The sequence below is a fragment of the Pseudomonas sp. F220 genome (assembly GCF_057813935.1).
In genome coordinates, this window is sequence record NZ_JBVASJ010000004.1 from 92529 (window position 1) to 111448 (window position 18920).

The 18920-nt window shown below is 59.9% G+C and carries 14 protein-coding genes and 1 pseudogene; 12 read left to right on the forward strand and 3 right to left on the reverse strand.

The window, feature by feature from the left end:
• Positions 1 to 162: 162 nt before the first annotated feature.
• Complete coding sequence (locus ACZYSM_RS05685; RefSeq protein ID WP_489070047.1) at positions 163 to 2010, forward strand: amidohydrolase; 1848 nt, start codon at positions 163 to 165, stop codon at positions 2008 to 2010.
• Between the two features lie 53 nt (positions 2011 to 2063).
• Here ACZYSM_RS05685 and ACZYSM_RS05690 read toward each other — a convergent pair whose 3' ends face one another.
• Positions 2064 to 4700 carry an MGH1-like glycoside hydrolase domain-containing protein gene (locus ACZYSM_RS05690; protein WP_489069723.1) on the reverse strand — a complete coding sequence of 879 codons (2637 nt, stop codon included), beginning with the start codon at positions 4698 to 4700 and terminating at the stop codon, positions 2064 to 2066.
• 210 nt (positions 4701 to 4910) lie between these two features.
• Here ACZYSM_RS05690 and ACZYSM_RS05695 point away from each other — a divergent pair, with 210 nt between their 5' ends.
• The gene (locus ACZYSM_RS05695) at positions 4911 to 5774 is read left to right on the forward strand and encodes a LysR family transcriptional regulator (protein ID WP_489069725.1); all 864 of its coding nucleotides are present in this window, start codon (positions 4911 to 4913) and stop codon (positions 5772 to 5774) included.
• A 195-nt stretch (positions 5775 to 5969) separates the two neighbouring features.
• Here the strand turns inward: ACZYSM_RS05695 and ccoN are convergent, their stop codons facing one another.
• Together ccoN and ACZYSM_RS05705 are read right to left on the reverse strand one after the other, a co-directional pair.
• On the reverse strand, positions 5970 to 7403 hold the full coding sequence (gene ccoN, locus ACZYSM_RS05700; RefSeq protein ID WP_489069727.1) for a cytochrome-c oxidase, cbb3-type subunit I: 1434 nt from the start codon (positions 7401 to 7403) through the stop codon (positions 5970 to 5972).
• A gap of 529 nt (positions 7404 to 7932) precedes the next feature.
• The gene (locus ACZYSM_RS05705) at positions 7933 to 8331 is read right to left on the reverse strand and encodes a DUF488 domain-containing protein (protein WP_489069729.1); all 399 of its coding nucleotides are present in this window, start codon (positions 8329 to 8331) and stop codon (positions 7933 to 7935) included.
• Positions 8332 to 8504: 173 nt separating this feature from the next.
• Between ACZYSM_RS05705 and ACZYSM_RS05710 the strand changes: the two genes are divergently transcribed.
• The 10 genes and pseudogenes from ACZYSM_RS05710 (at position 8505) to ACZYSM_RS05755 (ending at position 18691) form a co-directional block, all read left to right on the forward strand.
• Positions 8505 to 9275 carry a FadR/GntR family transcriptional regulator gene (locus ACZYSM_RS05710; RefSeq protein ID WP_489069731.1) on the forward strand — a complete coding sequence of 257 codons (771 nt, stop codon included), beginning with the start codon at positions 8505 to 8507 and terminating at the stop codon, positions 9273 to 9275.
• 97 nt (positions 9276 to 9372) lie between these two features.
• Positions 9373 to 10575: an ABC transporter substrate-binding protein gene (locus tag ACZYSM_RS05715; RefSeq protein ID WP_489069733.1), complete on the forward strand. Its 1203-nt coding sequence runs from the start codon at positions 9373 to 9375 to the stop codon at positions 10573 to 10575.
• 83 nt (positions 10576 to 10658) lie between these two features.
• Complete coding sequence (locus ACZYSM_RS05720; RefSeq protein ID WP_489069735.1) at positions 10659 to 11519, forward strand: branched-chain amino acid ABC transporter permease; 861 nt, start codon at positions 10659 to 10661, stop codon at positions 11517 to 11519.
• A 2-nt stretch (positions 11520 to 11521) separates the two neighbouring features.
• Positions 11522 to 12532, forward strand: a complete 1011-nt coding sequence (locus ACZYSM_RS05725) for a branched-chain amino acid ABC transporter permease (protein WP_489069737.1) — start codon at positions 11522 to 11524, stop codon at positions 12530 to 12532.
• On the forward strand, positions 12529 to 13290 hold the full coding sequence (locus ACZYSM_RS05730; protein WP_489069739.1) for an ABC transporter ATP-binding protein: 762 nt from the start codon (positions 12529 to 12531) through the stop codon (positions 13288 to 13290). The genes ACZYSM_RS05725 and ACZYSM_RS05730 overlap by 4 nt, the downstream gene beginning before the upstream one ends.
• Positions 13290 to 13985, forward strand: a complete 696-nt coding sequence (locus tag ACZYSM_RS05735; RefSeq protein ID WP_489069741.1) for an ABC transporter ATP-binding protein — start codon at positions 13290 to 13292, stop codon at positions 13983 to 13985. The genes ACZYSM_RS05730 and ACZYSM_RS05735 overlap by 1 nt, the downstream gene beginning before the upstream one ends.
• Positions 13986 to 13999: 14 nt before the next feature.
• Positions 14000 to 15280, forward strand: coding sequence for a Zn-dependent hydrolase (locus ACZYSM_RS05740; RefSeq protein WP_489069743.1), 1281 nt, complete (start codon positions 14000 to 14002; stop codon positions 15278 to 15280).
• Positions 15277 to 16692 (forward strand): amidase, encoded by a 1416-nt coding sequence (locus tag ACZYSM_RS05745; RefSeq protein ID WP_489069744.1) that lies wholly within the window; start codon positions 15277 to 15279, stop codon positions 16690 to 16692. Before ACZYSM_RS05740 ends, ACZYSM_RS05745 begins: the two co-directional genes overlap by 4 nt.
• A 252-nt stretch (positions 16693 to 16944) precedes the next feature.
• Positions 16945 to 17585: pseudogene (locus tag ACZYSM_RS05750) on the forward strand (SRPBCC family protein); the annotation flags it as partial.
• Positions 17585 to 18691: an SMP-30/gluconolactonase/LRE family protein gene (locus ACZYSM_RS05755; RefSeq protein ID WP_489069745.1), complete on the forward strand. Its 1107-nt coding sequence runs from the start codon at positions 17585 to 17587 to the stop codon at positions 18689 to 18691. The pseudogene ACZYSM_RS05750 and the gene ACZYSM_RS05755, both read left to right, overlap by 1 nt.
• The last annotated feature ends 229 nt before the right edge of the window (positions 18692 to 18920 follow it).

Sequence of the window (18920 nt, forward strand, 5' to 3'; positions counted from 1 at the left end):
TCGGATGCGCGCTGCGCGTCCAACCGTTCGCCAGCGCGAGCATGACGAGGAGAACACGTCATGAGTCCACCTGATGACCACGACGACTTCAACCACCGTCAAGGCCTTTCGGCAGGCGTCCTCGGCGCCTGGATCAGTCCTTTACCAGTCGGGAGCAGCACCATGCCCAATGCCCCAGCCGATCTGATTCTGTACAACGGTCACCTGCACACCGTCGACCGTGAAAAGCCCCAAGCCACCGCCGTTGCCATCAAGGACGGTCGATTTATCGCCGTCGGTAGCGATGCCGAGGCCATGGCCCTGCGCGGCGATGCCTCCCAGGTCATCGACCTGCAGCGACGCACGGTGATTCCCGGGCTCAATGACTCACACTTGCACCTGATCCGCGGCGGTCTCAACTACAACCTGGAACTGCGTTGGGAAGGCGTGCCCTCACTGGTCGACGCCTTGCGCCTGCTCAAGGACCAGGCCGATCGCACCCCGGCGCCGCAATGGGTTCGGGTGGTGGGTGGCTGGACTGAGTTCCAGTTCGCCGAACGGCGACTGCCTACCATTGACGAATTGAACAAAGCTGCGCCGGACACACCGGTCTTCGTCCTGCACCTCTACGACCGCGCCCTGCTCAACCGTGCGGCGTTGAAGGTGGTCGGCTACAACCGCAATACCCCAAACCCGCCGGGTGGCGAGATCCAGCGCGATGCCAATGGCGATCCCACCGGCATGCTGATTGCGCGCCCCAACGCGATGATTCTGTATTCGACCCTGGCCAAAGGACCGAAGCTGCCGCTGGAGTATCAGGTCAACTCGACCCGCCAGTTCATGCGCGAACTCAACCGCCTCGGCGTGACCAGCGCCATTGATGCAGGCGGTGGTTACCAGAACTACCCGGACGACTATCAAGTCATCCAGCAAATGGCGCGGGACAAGCAACTCACCGTGCGTATCGCCTACAACCTGTTCACCCAAAAGCCCAAGGAAGAACTGACCGACTTCAAGAACTGGACCAGTACATCAAAATACGGCCAGGGTGATGACTTCTTGCGGCATAACGGCGCCGGGGAAATGCTGGTGTTCTCGGCTGCCGACTTTGAAGACTTCCTCGAACCGCGCCCGGACTTTGCGCAGACCATGGAGCAGGAGCTGGAGCCGGTGGTGCGTCATTTGGTGGAACAGCGCTGGCCGTTCCGTCTGCACGCCACCTACAACGAATCGATCACGCGGATGCTTAATGTGTTCGAGAAGGTCAACCGCGACATTCCGTTCAACGGCCTGCCGTGGTTCTTCGACCATGCCGAAACCATCACGCCCGAAAACATCGAACGGGTCCGCGCACTGGGCGGCGGCATCGCCATTCAGGACCGCATGGCCTTTCAGGGCGAATATTTTGTCGACCGCTACGGTGCCAAAGCCGCCGAGCACACACCGCCGATCAAACGCATGCTCGCCGAAGGCATCCCCGTCGGTGCCGGCACCGATGCCACGCGGGTGTCCAGCTACAACCCATGGACATCGCTCTATTGGCTGGTCAGCGGGCGCACTGTCGGCGGGCTAGAGCTCTACCCACAAGGGTTGAGCCGCGACACCGCACTGGAGCTGTACACCCATGGCAGTGCCTGGTTCTCCTCCGAACAAGGCAAAAAAGGCCAGATCAAGGTCGGACAATTGGCAGACCTGGTGGCGCTGTCAGCCGACTACTTCAGCATCGACGACGAAGCCATCAAGTGGATCGAGTCAGTGCTGACCGTGGTCGACGGCAAGGTGGTGCACGGCACCCTCGAATTCGACAAACTCGCTCCTCCCGCCATGCCGGTGATGCCCGACTGGTCACCCGTGGTGAACGTACCGGGGCACTGGAAGCCGACTGCACCGCTGACCGCTCAGGTCCACCAATGCGTCGGCCCCTGCGGCGTACATGCCCACAGTCATGAGCGGGCGCGCTTGTCTTCGGTGCCGGTGAGTGACTTTCAAGGGTTCTGGGGGGCGTTTGGTTGTTCGTGTTTTGCGTTTTGAATCGTCACGACCCTAACTATGAATCCCGCTGACCGGCGGGATTCATAGGCGCCTCAGGTTCCCTTCTGCAACAGCAACGCCACCAACGCGCTCCACCCGGTTTGATGAGAAGCCCCCAGGCCGCGACCGGTCTCGCCATGAAAATACTCATGGAACAACAGCAGATCGCGGCTGGCTGGGTCGGCCTGTAATTGCGCATACCCGGACATCGAGGGACGGCGGCCGTTTTCATCCAGCAGAAACAACTTCGTCAGACGCTGACTCAAGCTGTCGGCGACCTCGGCCAGTGAAGCCAGATAGCCAGAGCCGCTAGGGTATTCGACCGAAAAATTGTTGTCGTAGTAACGATGAAACTCGCGCAACGAATCAATCAGCATGTAATTGATCGGCATCCACAGCGGCCCGCGCCAATTGGAGTTTCCACCGTACAACCGCGAGCCGGATTCCGCCGGTTCATAGCGGGCGCACAGTCCGTTGCCGTTTATTTGCAGGGCGAAGGGCTGTTCGGCAAAGGCTTTGGACAGCGAGCGAATGCCGAATTCGGAGAGAAATTCGGTCTCGTCGAGCATACGTTTGAGCAGGTCTTTGGTCCGCTCGCCGCGCAGCAACGCCAGCAAGAACCGATTGCCCTCACCCGGCTCGGTCCAGCGTGAGACCAGGTTGGCAAGGTCCGGCCGGTGTCGCATGAAACCGAACAGACGCTCGCGCAGCCCCGGTAATCCTTCGTGCTCATGCTGCTCCAGGACTTGTACCGCAAACAGCGGCATCAGCCCGACGATGGAGCGCAATCGCAGCGGTTCGCTCTGGCCATCGGGACGGTGCAAGACGTCGTAGAAAAAATGATCCTGTTCGTCCCACAACCCTTCAGCGCTGCTATCAATGCGGTTGATCGCCCCGGCGATGTACAGGAAGTGCTCAAAAAACTTCACCGCGATATCGACATACACCGCGTTGCGCTTGGCCAGCTCAAGGGCGATGCGCATCAAGTCCAGTGCATAGGCGGCAACCCACGCCGTACCGTCGGCCTGATCGAGTTGAAAGCCGGGTGGCAGTGCGGCTGAGCGGTCGAACAAGGCGATGTTGTCGAGCCCGAGAAAACCACCCTGAAACAGGTTGCGACCCTCGGCATCCTTACGGTTGACCCACCAGGAAAAGTTCAGCAGCAGCTTGTGGAAAATCCGCTCGAGAAAATCCATATCGCCGACGCCAGTCAAGGCCATGTCTCGTTTATAAACCCGCCAACAGGCCCACGCATGGACCGGTGGGTTGGCGTCGTCGAAACGCCATTCGTAGGCCGGTAACTGGCCGTTGGGGTGCATGAAGCGGTCTTTGACCAACAGCAGCAACTGGTGCTTGGCAAAACCCGGATCGATCAACGCAAAGGCCACGGCCTGAAAGCCCAGGTCCCATGAGGCATACCACGGGTATTCCCAGGTATCGGGCATGGAGACGATGTCGAAATTGGAGAGGTGCCGCCAATGGGTGTTGCGGATGTGGGCACGCTGCGGGGGTGGCGATGGTTGGGTGGGATCACCGTCCAGCCATTGATTGACGTCGAAGTAATACAGCTGTTTGGACCACAACAACCCGGCCAGCGCCTGGCGCTGAACATTGCGCGCGTCGGCATCTTCGAGGTCAGCCTGTAGCGCGGCGTAATAGTCGTCGGTCTCGGCACGACGCTGCTCGAACAGGGTTCTGGCATTGACCCGTTCGGCACCCACCGGAGCCAGGCGCAGGAAGACGCTTTTGCTTTCCCGGCTCGCCAGTTCCAGAGTGAAATGTGCCGCCACCCGTGTCCCCGCATTGCGTCGAATGGCGTTGGCCACGCCGTTGGCTACGTAGTCGTTGATTCCATCCTTGAACGGGCCGGTTGCCGCCAGGCCATTGAGTTTTGGAAAGTTGGTTTCGTTGTCGCAGAATAACCACTCACAGCCTGGCTGCCCCCAGGCAGTGGCCTGCATGTCGGCTCGATGCGCGAGCCGGGCGATGACGTGCTCGCCGCTCAGGGCAAGACCAGGCTTGTGCCCTTCAGCGTCCCAGCTCCAGGTATTGCGCGCCCAGAGCTGTGGCAACACGCGTAAGCGCGCCGGTTGATCGGAACGGTTCTCTACCGTGACCCGCATGAAGATGTCATCCGGCGTGTGCTTGGCATATTCCACTGTCACATCGAAATAGCGATTGTCTTCGAAGACCCCGGTATCGAGGATCTCGTACTCGGCATCATCAAGGCCGCGGCGGGCATTCTCGGTCAGCAGATCGTCGTAGGGAAACACCGCCTGAGGATACTTGTAGAGCATGCGCATATAGGCATGGCTCGGCACCCCGTCGAGGTAGAAGTAGAGCTCTTTGACATCCTCGCCATGGTTGCCCTCAGTGTTGTTCAGACCGAACAACCGCTCCTTGATAATCGGGTCGCGCTCGTTCCACAACGCCAGCCCCAGGCACCAGTGCTGAGCCTTGTCCGAGAACCCCGCCAACCCGTCTTCACCCCAGCGGTAGGCCCGGCTGCGCGCATGGTCATGGGGGAAGTAGCGCCAGGCATCGCCATCAGCGCTGTAATCCTCGCGCACCGTGCCCCACTGCCGCTCGCTCAAATACGGCCCCCATTCACGCCAGCGATCGGCATCAACACCGGCCAGGCGCTGGCCTTCAACCGTCTCGAGAATATTCGCTGCCGGCTTGGCCGTCATAAGAGCTTCCGTGGGGGTTCGAGGTGATTTGCAGTGTAGATCCTGTAGGAGCCGAGCTTGCTCGCGATAGCATCACCGCGGTGAGACAGACAGACCGCGCTGCCTGCATCGCGAGCAAGCTCGGCTCCTACAGGTTCAGGGCCAGTTCAGGTGTGCTGCAATAGCGCCCGTTGCTCTACACTGCAAATCCTTTTGAGTACCGGGATGCCCATGGACATCGATCTAGCCCGTACCTTCCTGGAGATCGTTCGCCACGGAAGTCTTGCCTCTGCAGCCGAGAAGCTGCATGTCACCCAGACCGCCATTACCGCTCGCGTCCAGAAGCTCGAGAGTCAGCTGTCCAGCACCTTGTTCGTGCGCAATCGCGCCGGTGCCAGGTTGACCCCTGATGGCGAAGCCTTTGTGGTCTATGCCAATCAATTGGTGCAGACATGGGAGGCGGCACGTCGGGACCTGCCGCTGCCGGACGGCTACCGTGACGTGCTGCATATTGGCGGTGAGGTCAGTCTGTGCAATCCACTGATGCTCAGTTGGGCTCGCGAGTTGCGCGAAAAGATTCCAAGCCATGCGTTGCGCACAGAAATTCGCGACGGCGAAAACCTGCTGCGTCAGCTCGAGCTGGGCGTGCTGGACGCGGCCCTGGTCTTTCAACCCGAATATTGGCCACGCTTGCAAGTCGAGCAATTGCTGGAAGAAAAACTCATTCAGGTTCGCCTGGCGGCTAGCCCGGATCCGTATGTGTACATCGATTGGGGCAAAGACTTTCGTCGGCAACACGACGCGGCGCTGCCGGACAAGGCGAAGGCCGCCATCAGCTTCAACCTCGGGCCATTGGCGTTGCAGTACATCCTTGAAAATGGCGGCTCCGGTTATTTCCGAACCCGAGTGGTGCAAAGCTACCTCGACAGCGGCGTACTGGAGCGCGTACCCAAAGCACCAGAATTCAGTTACCCGACGTATCTGGTCTACTCACGGGATCGTGATTCGGCCACCTTGCAGTTGGCGTTCGAGCTACTGAGAGAAGTGGTCAAGGCTGACGGTGATTGGTCTCAACGCTGGGACCCGCTGATTTGATCGGTAGGCAACGCCGAAATCCAGGTTAACACCGGTCCTGTAGGAGCCGAGCTTGCTCGCGATGCAGGCAGCGCGGTCAGTCTGTTTCACCACGGTGATGCTATCGCGAGCAAGCTCGGCTCCTACAGAAAAGCGCAAACAGAAAACAGAAAACAGAAAACAGAAAACCTGGCGCAGCCTGCGATCTTTTGATCTTTACGCAATCACAATGGGCGCCGATACCCGCCGCTCACCCGCCTTCACCGTGCGCCAGGTGTTGTAAGCCATCAGCAGCATCCCGCTGGCGAATGTCGCGCCACCGATCAGACGCACGATGTAACCCGGATGACTGGCTTGCAGCGCTTCGACGAATGAATAGGTCAGCGTGCCATCGTCGTTGATCGCGCGCCACATCAACCCTTGAGTGATGCCGTTGACCCACATCGAGGCGATGTACAACACCGTGCCGATGGTTGCCAGCCAGAAGTGCACATTGATCAGCCCGATGCTGTGCATCTGCTCGCGACCGTAGAGTTTCGGGATCATGTGATAGAGCGTACCGATGCTGATCATCGCCACCCAGCCGAGGGCGCCAGCATGCACGTGACCAATGGTCCAGTCGGTGTAGTGGGACAGTGCATTAACCGTCTTGATCGCCATCATCGGGCCTTCGAACGTCGACATGCCGTAGAAGGCCAGCGACACCACGAGGAACCTGAGGATCGGGTCGATGCGCAATTTATGCCAGGCGCCTGACAGCGTCATCATTCCGTTGATCATGCCACCCCAGCTGGGGGCCAGCAGGATCATCGACATGGCCATGCCCAGCGACTGCGCCCAGTCCGGCAATGCGGTGTAGTGCAGATGGTGAGGACCGGCCCAGATGTACAGGGTGATGATCGCCCAGAAGTGAATGATCGACAGGCGATAGGAGTAGATCGGCCGTTCGGCCTGTTTGGGCACGAAGTAATACATCATCCCCAGAAAGCCCACCGAGAGAATGAAACCCACCACGCTGTGGCCGTACCACCACTGGACCATCGCGTCGGTGGCGCCAGCATAGCTGGAATAGGACTTCATCAGGCTGACAGGAATGGAGATATGGTTGATCACATGGACCATCCCCGTCACCACGATGAATGCACCGTAAAACCAGTTACCGACATAGATATGCTTGACCGTGCGCCGCGCGATAGTGCCGAAGAACAGATAGGCATAGGCCAGCCACACCACCGTCACCACCAAGGCGATCGGCCACTCCATTTCGGCGTATTCCTTGGACGTGGTGTAGCCCAGCGGATAGCTGATCACCAGCGCCACGATAATCGCTTGCCAGCCCCAGAACACGAAGTTGGCCAAGCCATCGGATATCAACCGCACGCGACTGGTGCGTTGCACCACATAAAACGAAGTGGCGAATAACGCGCCGCCACCAAAGGCAAAGATCACCAGGTTGGTGTGGACGGGTCGCAGGCGGCCAAAGGTTGTCCAGGGCAATCCAAAATTGAGTTCCGGCCAGACCAGTTGGGCGGCAAGAAACACACCCATGCCCATGCCGACTATTCCCCAAAAAAGCGTCATCCACGTGAAGCGCCTGACGATCTCATAGTTGTAGGAGGTGTTGCTGTCAGAAAGAATTGCACTGGCCATAATCATTCCATCACACAAGAAGTCGCTGATAGGCAAATGTCCGTGCAGCACGATTCCGCTCTCCTGTTAAACGGATGAGCAGGTATCAGATACCGATAAAAAAGAGTTCGGTCAAAGAGACTCAACAGATGCTGCAGGACGGAGCAAAAGAAGTGTGCGGGCGCAAACAACTCACCACAACTTAATAATAATGCTGATTAAGTGCATTAATATTGAACTTAACCGCTATTGACTGACGCGTGTTGTTAGACAGACCGCCTTCACAGGCAAACCCTTATGCCCATCAGTTAAGACGTTACGCGAACCGTAGCAGCTGGCGAAGCCTGCGTCCGGCTGCGCAGCAGTCGTAAAATCAGGTACTGCGGTATTCCAGACAAACCGTGGAAGCAGGATTTACGACTGCTTCGCAGCCGGACGCAGCCTTCGGCAGCTGCTACGGGGGACAGTGCCGAACCTGAAATCCCTTAACTGACTGGCATCAGGGCAAGCCCCACGGAAGATGAGACGAACAACAAATGGCCAATCGGAGTTAATTGAAATCCCCCGCATAACACACCGGGGAACTTGGGTCCCCGCCCCGATCGAGTTCATCTTCCAGCCACTGCGCCAGTACCTGGGCATTGTTATGTTGCTCATCTTTGGCCGAGTAAATCAGTGTGAGCGTACCGGCTCTCGCCTTTTCAAGCAGTTTCCACCAATGCTCGGGCCGGGCAGTCAGCTCTTGCCGATAGCGGGCGCGAAAGGTCTCGAAGTCCAGTTCAGCCTGCTTGAACGCACGCCGCAGTTCGGTTGAAGGCGCGACCTCGCGCAGCCATTCATCCAGCGGCAGTTGATCCTTACGACAGTTGCGTGGCCACAGACGGTCGACCAGCACTCGGTAACCATCGCTGGCGTCTGCAGGGCTGTAGGCGCGTTTGCATTGAATCATTGCGTTGCCTCCCTCGAGTGTCGGGTTGCTGCCCGTCTCAACAGACTAGCCGTTTTGCCTGTTTACGACCCTTCTTCCCTGAAAACGACCCCACCACCGTGTAGGCAGTTGACGTGTCGAGCCAAGCCCTATTAAGTACTATTTATCCGTATTAATACGATAAATAGAAAAACATGCTCACTCGCCCGATTCGCCGTAAACGCCAGAAGCTTTCCGATGTGATTGTCGAGTCGGTCAAGCGCTCCATCGTCATCAATGCCCTGCGGCCTGGCGACCGTTTGCCGACCGAGCGCGAGCTGATGGAAAGCTTTCAGTGCTCCAAAGGCTCCGCCCGTGAAGCACTCAAAGCCCTTGAGGTCGAGGGCCTGGTCAACACCCGCACAGGCCCCAGTGGCGGCGCTTACCTGAATGAAGCCGGTACGGAACCGGCCAGCCGCGCGTTGCGCAATTACCTGCACTTCCAGCATCTGGACGGCGAGCAGGTATACCAACTGCGCAAGGTCATCGAAGTCGAACTGGCCGTGTCGGTGATCGGTCGACTCAGCGAGGCCGACTACACGGCTCTGCAAAACAACATTGATTTGTGCAGTGCGCCGGAAGACAGCGAAGCCGGCCAACGCGAACAACGACTGGCAGAACTGGAGTTCCACAACCTGCTGGCCCGCGCCTGCCCCAACCCGCTGCTGAGTTTCATGGCGCAATTTCTCAACGACCTGCTGCGCGATCTGGTGGTGCTGAAAAAAGCCTACAAGCCCAAACGCAGGCAGTTCGACGCAGCCAACCTCGACTACCACAAACGTTTGTTGAACGCCTTGAAAGCCGAGGATGAAAGCACCGTGAAGCAGTTGATGCATGAACACATGTGCGATGCCGAGCACCACATGAGCGCCCTTGAAGGCGAAGTCACCCAGCACTTTTTGTTGGAGTTCGATCACAGCCACTGAACCCGTTTGTCCTCTAAATAAAAGGCCTGCCCACAGGCTTTGTTGCGCCGTTTTGCCATTGCTACTCCTGCCAATAATTAAACCAGGGAGTTACCCCATGCAGCGTCGTACGTTGTTGAAAGCCAGTCTGACCGTCGCAGGTGCACTCAGCCTTCCGCTGGGTGTGCGCCAGGCCTTTGCCGCCGAGCCGTTCACGTTCTATGGGCTCAAGTCCATGTCCGGTGCCTTCGCCAGCTATGGCAAGTTCGCCGACATGGGCTCGCGCCTGGCGATCGAGCAACATCCGACCCTGCTCGGTCGACCACTGAACTACAAGGTGATCGACACTGAAGGTAACGCCGGCAAGGCTGTGCGCAAGGTACAAGAGGCCATCCAGCAGGACGGTGCGCGATTCTTCCAGGGTTGCACGTTGTCGTCCTCGGCGTTGGCGGTGTCCAAGGAAGTCAGCAAGGTCGCTGGGGTGTTCATGACGCCAGTGGGCGCTGACGAAATCACCGGTAAGGATTGCAATGCCGCGACCTTTCGCTGGTCGGTACCGACCTACGGAGCCATCCGCGAAACCATGGTGCCGCTGATCAAACTGCTGCCCGAGGCCAAGCGCTGGTACACCATCACCCCGCAATACGTGTTCGGCGAAGCGCTGCTCGAAGGCGCGAAAAAAGTCTGCGCCGAGCATGGCGTCGAACACATCGGCAACAGCTATCACTCGCTGCAGGAACAGGAATTCTCCGGTTACCTGACCAACGCCATCGCGGCCAGACCGGACGTACTGGTACTGCTCAACTTTGGCAGCCAGTCCTCCAACGCCCTGCGCCAGGCGGTGAACTTCGGCATCAAGGAGCGGATGAAAGTGTTGCTGGTGTGGTCTGCTGGGCTTGATCAATTCCAGGAGCTGGGCAGTGATGTTCTCGAAGGCGTCTACCTTGGCGCGCAGTACTGGCACCAGATCGATACACCACTCAATCGCGAGCTGGTGAAAATCACCCAGGCCAAGTACGGGATCAATCCCACCTACCCGCTGGCGGCCGATTACATCGGTACCAAGATCATGCTCGACAGCATCATCGCCACCGGCAGTTTCGACGGCCCGACCGTGGCCAAGGCCATGCAGGGCTTGAGTTACGAGGGGCCAACCGGTGAGGAGTCGATCCGTGCCGGCGATCATCAGGTGATCAAGGATTACTACCTGCTGGTGGGCAAGGCCACAGCCGATATGCGCGATAAGGATGACCTGGCAAAGGTGGTCAGCTCGGGACGTTCGTTCCCGCCAGCAGACGCGACCGGCTGCACGCTCAGCTGAGCTGAAAAACCTTTCTACCGCTTGCGACAGGCAGCGGGCCGAGTGACGTCTTCGTCAACCAGCCCCCTGCAGAGGGTACCTGCATGCTCAATCTTTACCTGTTCCAGATTCTCAATGGCCTTGGCCTGGGGATGATCTACTTCCTGATTGCGGTCGGCCTGACGATCATTTTCGGCCTGCTGAACTTCGTCAACTTCGCCCACGGTGCGTTTTTTCTGCTCGGCGCCTACATCTGTTACACCGCCGTGAGCCTGACCGGAAGTTTCTGGCTGGCACTGATCATCGCGCCGCTGGTAGTGGCCGCCCTGGCCTGGGCCATCGAGCGATTATTGATCCAGCGTATTTACCATTTGCCTCATACCTTCCAGATTCTGGTGACCCTGGGTATCGCGCTGATTATCCAGGAGGCCAGCGTGCTGATCTGGGGCCCGGTCGGCAAAAGCGTAGCGGTGCCTGAACTGCTGCGAGGTGTGTTGATCATCGGCGACTTCGTCTACCCCTATTACCGCTTGTTCCTTATCGTTTTCTCAGCGCTGGTTGGCCTGGCGCTGTGGCTGCTGCTGGAGCGCACACGATTCGGCGCGCTGGTGCGGGCAGGCAGTGAAAGTACTGAAACGGTGTCGTTACTGGGCACTAACATCTTTCGCCTGTTTTCCATGACCTTCGCCCTCGGCGTTGCTCTGGCGGGTGTCGCCGGGGTGCTGTTTGCACCGTTGCGCGGCGCTCAACCCTTCGTCGGCCCGGAGATTCTCGGGGTGGCATTCGTCGTCGTGGTGATCGGCGGCATGGGTTCCTTCAGCGGTGCACTGGTCGGCGGCTTGCTGGTCGGTGTGGTGCAAAGTCTGATGACTACTATCTGGCCGCAAGGCGCCAGCCTGATGATCTACGGTGCCATGGCGGTGGTGATTCTGGTGCGTCCTTACGGCCTGTTCGGGAGAGCATGATCATGACTGAGAAAAATCCCCTGCCCTTCGCCAAGACCCAGTCGCGTTACATGTTGCTGTTGGTGATCGGCGTGCTGATCGGCCTGCCGCTGGTATTGCCATCGGCCACTCTGGCGACGGAAATCCTGATTTTCGCCATGGCCGCCCTCGCCTGTAACCTGCTGCTGGGTTACACCGGGTTGCTGTCCTTTGGTCAGGGCATCTTCTTCGGCGCCGGGGCTTACTGCGCCGCGCTGCTGATGATTCACCTGCAACTGGGCTTGTTTCCCGCGCTGTTGGGCGCGGCCGTGGCCGGAGGCTTTCTGGCGTTTCTGGTGGGTGCCCTGGCGATTCGCCGCACCGGTATCTACTTCGTCATGCTGACTCTGGCCTTCAGCCAGATGGCCTACTTCATCGCCTACACCCTGAGCGATTGGACAGGTGGCGATAATGGCCTGCTCAGCGTGCCGCGCCCGGAAATCCGTCTGGGTGAAACGGTGCTTTTGTCCCTGGGTGATGCGCGGCACTTCTACGGCTTTGTCGCCGTGCTGTTTCTGCTGATTTTCATCGCCGCCCGCCGAGTCATTGCCTCGCCCTTCGGCAGCACCTTGATGGCGATCCGCGAGAACGAAACCCGCGCGGCCGCCATTGGTTACGACACCCGGCATTTCAAGATTCTGGTGTTCGTGCTGTCCGGCGCGGTGACCGGTATCGCCGGAGCGCTGTACGCCATGCTGCTGCACTTCGTGCCGCTGTCGAATATCGACCTGGCGATGTCCGAAAACATCCTGATCATGACCATTGTCGGCGGTACCGGATCGCTGTTCGGCTCCTTGCTCGGCGCCGGTTCCATCGTGCTGCTCGGCGACTTTCTCTCCGACCTCTGGCCGCGCTGGCTGATGCTGCTGGGGATCATCCTGATTCTGGTGGTGGTGTTCATGCGCGGCGGTTTGTGGGGTGGTCTGTCGTCACTGGCCGAGCGTTTTCGGGGCAATCGCAAGTCGGCCCTGCAGGCCAAGGAGAAACTGTTATGAGCAGCGCTGAAAACTACCTGCTGGAAACCAGGAATCTGGAGCTGGCCTACGGCGCGTTCCATGCGGTCAACGGCGTCAACCTGAAGGTTCAGGCCGGCACCATCCACACCATCATTGGTCCCAACGGCGCTGGTAAGACCAGCCTGTTCCACTGCCTGACCGGTGAGCGCCAGGCCACCGCCGGAGCCATTCACTTTGCCGGCAAGAACATCGTGCGCAAGCCCACCCACGGTCGGGTCGGCCTCGGCATGGCGCGTTCGTTTCAACTGACCAGCCTGTTCCAGAACCTCAGTGTGCGGGAAAACCTGCGCTTGGCCGCCCAGGGTCGTGACGGTCTCAGTGCGCTGAACTTCTGGAGCCGGGTGGAGAACCGCCGCGAGCATCTAGAGATCGCCGACGAAGTGCTGGAACGCCTGCAACTCACACAACGGGCCGACACCCTGGCCGGGGAACTGTCCCACGGCCAGCAGCGGGTGCTGGAGGTCGGGATGTCGATCTGCTCGCGCCCCAAACTGCTGATGCTCGACGAGCCGACGTCCGGCATGGGCATCGATGACATTCCGATCATGACCCAACTGATCAGCGACCTGGGCCGTGACCATACGGTGCTGTTGATCGAACACAACATGAGCATCGTCATGTCTATCAGCCAACGCATCACCGTCATGAGCCACGGCCAGATCCTGGTCGAAGGCACACCGGAATTCGTCCGCGCCGATGAGCGTGTGCGTGCCGCCTATCTGGGAGAAGCCGCCTGATGCTGACCGTCGAGAATATCCACTCCTACTACGACAAGAGCCACGTCCTCGAGGGCGTTTCGCTTAACGTCAATCCAGGCGAACTGGTCACCCTGCTCGGGCGCAACGGCGCCGGCAAGACCACCACCCTGCGCAGCATCCTTGGGATCATCTGCCCGCGTCAGGGCGAGATTCGTTTCAACGGCAAAGCGCTGGTCGGTCAAAAAATCTTCGAGATTGCCCGTCAGGGCCTGGCACTGGTACCGGAAAACCGCGGCATTTTTCGTTTGCTGACCGTCGAGGAAAACCTGCGCATTGCCGTGCGCAAGACCAGTCGTTGGCAGATGGAAGACGTCTACACCATGTTCCCCAGGCTCAAGGAACGTCGCAAGAACGCCGGCCATGCGCTGTCCGGCGGCGAGCAACAGATGCTCGCCATCGCCCGCGCCCTGCTCAATGACCCGAAGCTGCTGATCCTCGACGAACCCACCGAAGGCCTTGCGCCGGTGATCGTCGATGAGTTGGTGAAAATCCTGCGCAAGGTCAAGGAGGACGGTTTGCCGGTGTTGTTGGTGGAGCAGAACCTGATGGTCTGCGACAAGCTCGCCGACCGCCATTACGTCCTCGAACAAGGCCGCGTGGTCTACGAAGGCAGCGCCGCTGCATTTCGTGCCGACCCGACGATCAAAAACCGTTACCTGGCCCTGAGTGCCTGACCGGAGACTTGTCCATGAACAGCCGTCTCGATCCATTGCAACACCTCGACAGCAACGCGCCCCTGATCAACCGCGACCGCCTCTGGCAATCGCTGATGGACCTCGCGCAACTCGGTGCCACTGCCAAGGGCGGTGTGTGCCGACTGGCCCTGACCGACCTCGATCGCCAGGCCCGCGACCTGTTCGTGCGCTGGTGTGAAGACGCCGGATGCAGCGTCAGCGTCGATGCCATCGGCAATATTTTCGCCCGTCGTGCCGGTCGCGATCCGAACCGTGCACCGGTGATGACCGGCAGCCATATCGACACCCAACCCACCGGTGGCAAATTCGACGGTTGCTACGGGGTCATGGCAGGGCTGGAGGTCATCCGCACCTTGAATGATCTGGGGCTGGAAACCGAGGCACCGATCGAAGTGGTGGTCTGGACCAATGAGGAAGGCTCACGCTTTCCACCGTGCATGATGGGTTCAGGGGTGTTCGCAGGTAAGTTCGACCTCAACGAAACCCTGCTCAAGCAGGATGACCAGGGCCTCTCGGTAGGCGCTGAATTGCAGCGCATCGGTTATGCCGGTTCACGAGCGGTGCTCGGGCATCCGGTGGGTGCCTATTTTGAAGCGCATATCGAACAGGGTCCGGTGCTCGAGGACCGGCAAACCACCCTCGGTGTGGTGATGGGTTGCCTCGGTCAGAAATGGTTCGACCTGACCCTGACCGGCGTCGAAGCCCACGCCGGACCGACGCCCATGCACTTGCGCAAGGACGCCCTGGTGGGTGCTGCGCAAGTGGTCAGCGCAGTCAATCGTATCGCCCATGAACATCAACCCCATGCCTGCGGTACGGTCGGTTGCCTGACCCTGCATCCGGGTTCGCGTAACGTGATTCCCGGTCAGGTGCACATGACTATCGACCTGCGTCACCTGCACGCAAACAGGCTGCAAACCATGGTTGACGAAGTCCGTCAGGTGGTCGAATCGTCATGCGAGCAGCACGGCCTGACATTCGAGCTGACACCGACTGCCGACTTCCCACCGCTGGACTTCGATCAAGGCTGCGTCGATGCGGTGCGTCAGGGCGCGGAGCGTCTGGGCCTGAGCCATATGGACATCGTCAGCGGCGCCGGGCATGACGCAATCTTCCTCGCCGAACTGGGCCCGGCGGGAATGATTTTCGTGCCGTGCGAAGGCGGCATCAGCCATAACGAAATCGAAAACGCCACCCCGGATGATCTCGCCGCTGGTTGCGCGGTATTGCTGCGGGCGATGGTCAATGCCGCGCAGGGAGGGAAATCCGCATGATTGAGCACACCGATATCGCCGAGATGAGCGGCGTCGAACTGCTCGCCCGTTACCGCGACAAGAGTCTGTCGCCTGTCGAAGTGACCCACGACGCACTGGCGCGGATCGAGCGCTTCAACCCTCAGATCAACGCCTACTGCCACGTCGACCCGGACGGCGCCCTGACGGCGGCGCGAGCCTCCGAACAGCGCTGGCTCAAAGGTCAACCCTGCGGCGCGCTGGATGGCTTGCCATCTTCGATCAAGGACCTGACCCTGACCCAGGGAATGCCAACGCGCAAAGGTTCACGAACCACCTCGGCGCAGGGGCCATGGGATGTGGACGCGCCCTTCACAGCGTTCATGCGCGAGGCCGGCGCAGTGCTGCTGGGCAAGACCACCACACCGGAGTTCGGCTGGAAAGGCGTGACCGATAACCCGCTCTACGGCATCACCCGCAACCCGTGGAACACGCGGATGACCGCCGGTGGGTCATCCGGTGGCGCGGCGGCCGCAGCCTCGCTCAATCTCGGCGTACTCCATCAGGGCAGCGATGCCGGCGGCTCGATCCGTATTCCCTGCGCGTTCACCGGCACCTTCGGGATAAAACCGACCTTCGGCTACGTTCCGCAATGGCCGGCCAGCGCCATGACCATCCTGTCCCACCTCGGGCCGATGACCCGTACCGTGGAAGACGCCGTGCTGATGCTGCAAGCCGTCGCGCGGCCCGATGCCCGCGACGGGCTGATTGGCGCACCACGCAGCACGCCCTGGCTGCAGGAAGGCGCCGACCTCAAAGGGCTGCGCATCGCCTACAGCCCGGACTTCGGCCATGTACACGTCGACCCGCACGTCGCCCGGGTGGTGGCCCAGGCGGTGGAAGGTCTGGCGCATTTGGGCGCAACTGTCGAGCAGATCGACCCGGGTTTCAGCGACCCGCTGGAGATGTTCAATACCCTGTGGTTCGCCGGGGCCGCACGCCTGGCCGGGCAACTGAGCAGCGCCCAGCGCGAGCTGCTCGACCCCGGGTTGCTACGGATCGCCGAGCTTGGTGAACAGATCACCTTGAGCGACTACACCCGCGCCCTCGAAGCCCGGGCGATGTTGGTTGCACAGATGAGCGCCTTCCACGACTGCTACGATGTGCTGGTCTCGCCAATGCTGCCGATCACCGCTTTCGAGGCCGGCCACAACGTGCCGCCGGGCTCAGCCTTTGACCAATGGATGGAATGGACGCCCTTCAGCTATCCCTTCAACCTGACCCAACAACCCGCCGCGTCGGTGCCCTGCGGTTTTGCGCCAAACGGTTTACCGGTTGGCTTGCAGGTGGTCGGCGCGCGCTACGCTGACGATCAGGTGCTGCGGGTTTGCCAGGCCTACGCCAGGCACTTCCCGACCCCCCATCCACGGGAGCCTGTGAGGCTGGGGGTTTGATCGAAAAGCTCGACTGGATGTAAGGCAGTATGCAAACCGTCGTAGCAGCTGCCGAGCCTGCGAGGCTGCGTTCGGCCGCGAAGCGGTCGTAAACCCTGCTTGCGCGATGTGTCTCGAATACCGCGGTGCCTGATTTACGACTGTTGCGCAGCCGAACGCAGCCTCGCAGGCTTGGCAGCTGCTACAACCATTAGCCGGAAACTTCGGCCAGGGCTAATCTTCTGTCAATAACAATGACAAGAGGAGAGCGCGGTGGGCCAAACCACTCAAGCATTCCACGCGCACCATCGCGCTGGCATTCATCCACTGTACAACCCGTGGCTTATCGTTTTTCCGCTGATGGACTATCTTTTCGGCACGCTGTATTGGGAGCGTCCCAATCGACACCACCCGCCTCGCGCCCACTGAAAACGAGACCGCCCATGACCCGCATGCAGCATCACGTCGACATCGCCCGCAGCCCGGAAGCCGTTCTTGCCTACGCCAGCAGCGCCACTCGCTGGCCCGAATGGCATCCCTCATCGCTCAGGGTCGAAGGCCAGAACGGTCCGTTGCATGCCGGCGCACGCTTTGAAGAGGACATTCATGCAGGCGGCCGTTCCGGCCATTTGAGTTGGGAAGTCAACGAGTACCTGCCGGGCCGCCGCTGGAGCGCTCGGGCCCAGGGTGATCACGGACTGAAGCTGGTAGTGACCTACGAATGCCAGCCTGTCAGTGGCGGTGGCACCCGGTTTACCCGCACCCTGGAATACCGCTTCAGCAGCCTGCTGATGCGGCTGGGCAATCAGTTGGTATTCAAACAACGGATAGAGCGCGAATCGGCAGCGTCCATGTTGGCATTGTGTGAGATGGCGCAGCGGGCTATCCCGACCCCAACAGGAGTTATCGTTTGATGAGTTCTTCCCCCCGTCGAGTCAAATTTCGCCACGTTGTTCTGGTTCTGGTGATTGCCGTCGCAGCGTTTCTGCTGCTGGTACCCACCAAGGTGCAGCCAGTCAGTTGGGCACCGTCAGCCGCACCATCGCTGAGTACCGGCGTCTACGCCGAAAACCAAAAACTCAAAAACGTGGAAAGGGTCGGCGCCGCGGATGTTGCCGGGCCTGAAGCGCTGCTGCTGGAGGATGGCTTCTTGATCACCGGCCTGCATGACAGTCGGGTTGTGCGCACCAGCCTCGATGGCAAAACACTCAAAGTGCTGGCCGACACCGGCGGGCGGCCGTTGGGTCTGGCCCGGCATCCGGATGGCCGATTGATCATCGCCGACGGAATCAAGGGCCTGCTGGCGCTGGATGCTCAAGGTCAGTTAGTTTCTCTGTCCACCGAGGCTGACGGCCTACCCTTCGGCTTCACCAATGACGTTACCGTGGATGCAGCCGGTCGTTATGCGTATTTCAGCGATTCCACCAGCCGCTGGGGTTACGGCAAGGACTTCGAAGCCATCATGGAGCACGGCGGTGACGGGAGACTGCTGCGCTACGACTTCCAGACCGGAAAAACCGTACAGCTGTTGGACAAACTTGAGTTCGCCAATGGCGTGGCGCTGGGGCCGAACGAGGACTTTGTGCTGGTCAACGAAACCGGCGCCTACCGCATCACCCGCTATTGGCTCAGCGGCGCAAAAACCGGCACCCATGATGTGTTCATCGACAACCTGCCCGGCCTGCCCGACAACCTCAGTTTCAATGGCCGTGACCGGTTCTGGGTGGCACTCTACGCCCCGCGCAACCCGCTGCTCGATGGCACGGCCGGTTATCCCTATCTGCGCAAAGTGTTGGTCCGGGCCATGATGGTCATACCCAAACCGATCGAGAAACGGGCATTCGCCCTTGGCCTGGACACCGAAGGCAAGGTCATCGCCAACCTGCAGGACAACAGCAAAGGCAATTACTCACCGATTACCACGGTTCGTGAGTACGGTGACTGGCTCTATTTCGGATCACTCAAGGCCAGCAACATGGCGCGACTGCCGCTGAGTCAGGCAATGCGGGGCGCGGAGTAGCGCCGTGTATGAAAAGAAGCGTCGAACGCGGAACCTGTAGCGAGGGGGCTTGCCCTAATGCCCGTCAGTTAAATTTTTACGCGATCCGTAGCAGCTGGCGTAGCCTGCGTTCGGCTGCGTAGCAGTCGCAATTCATGCCACCACGGTTAACCTGTAAAACCGCAGTGCCCGATCTTACGACCGCTGTGCGGCCGGACGCAGCCTTCGGCAACTGCTACAAGGGGGAATG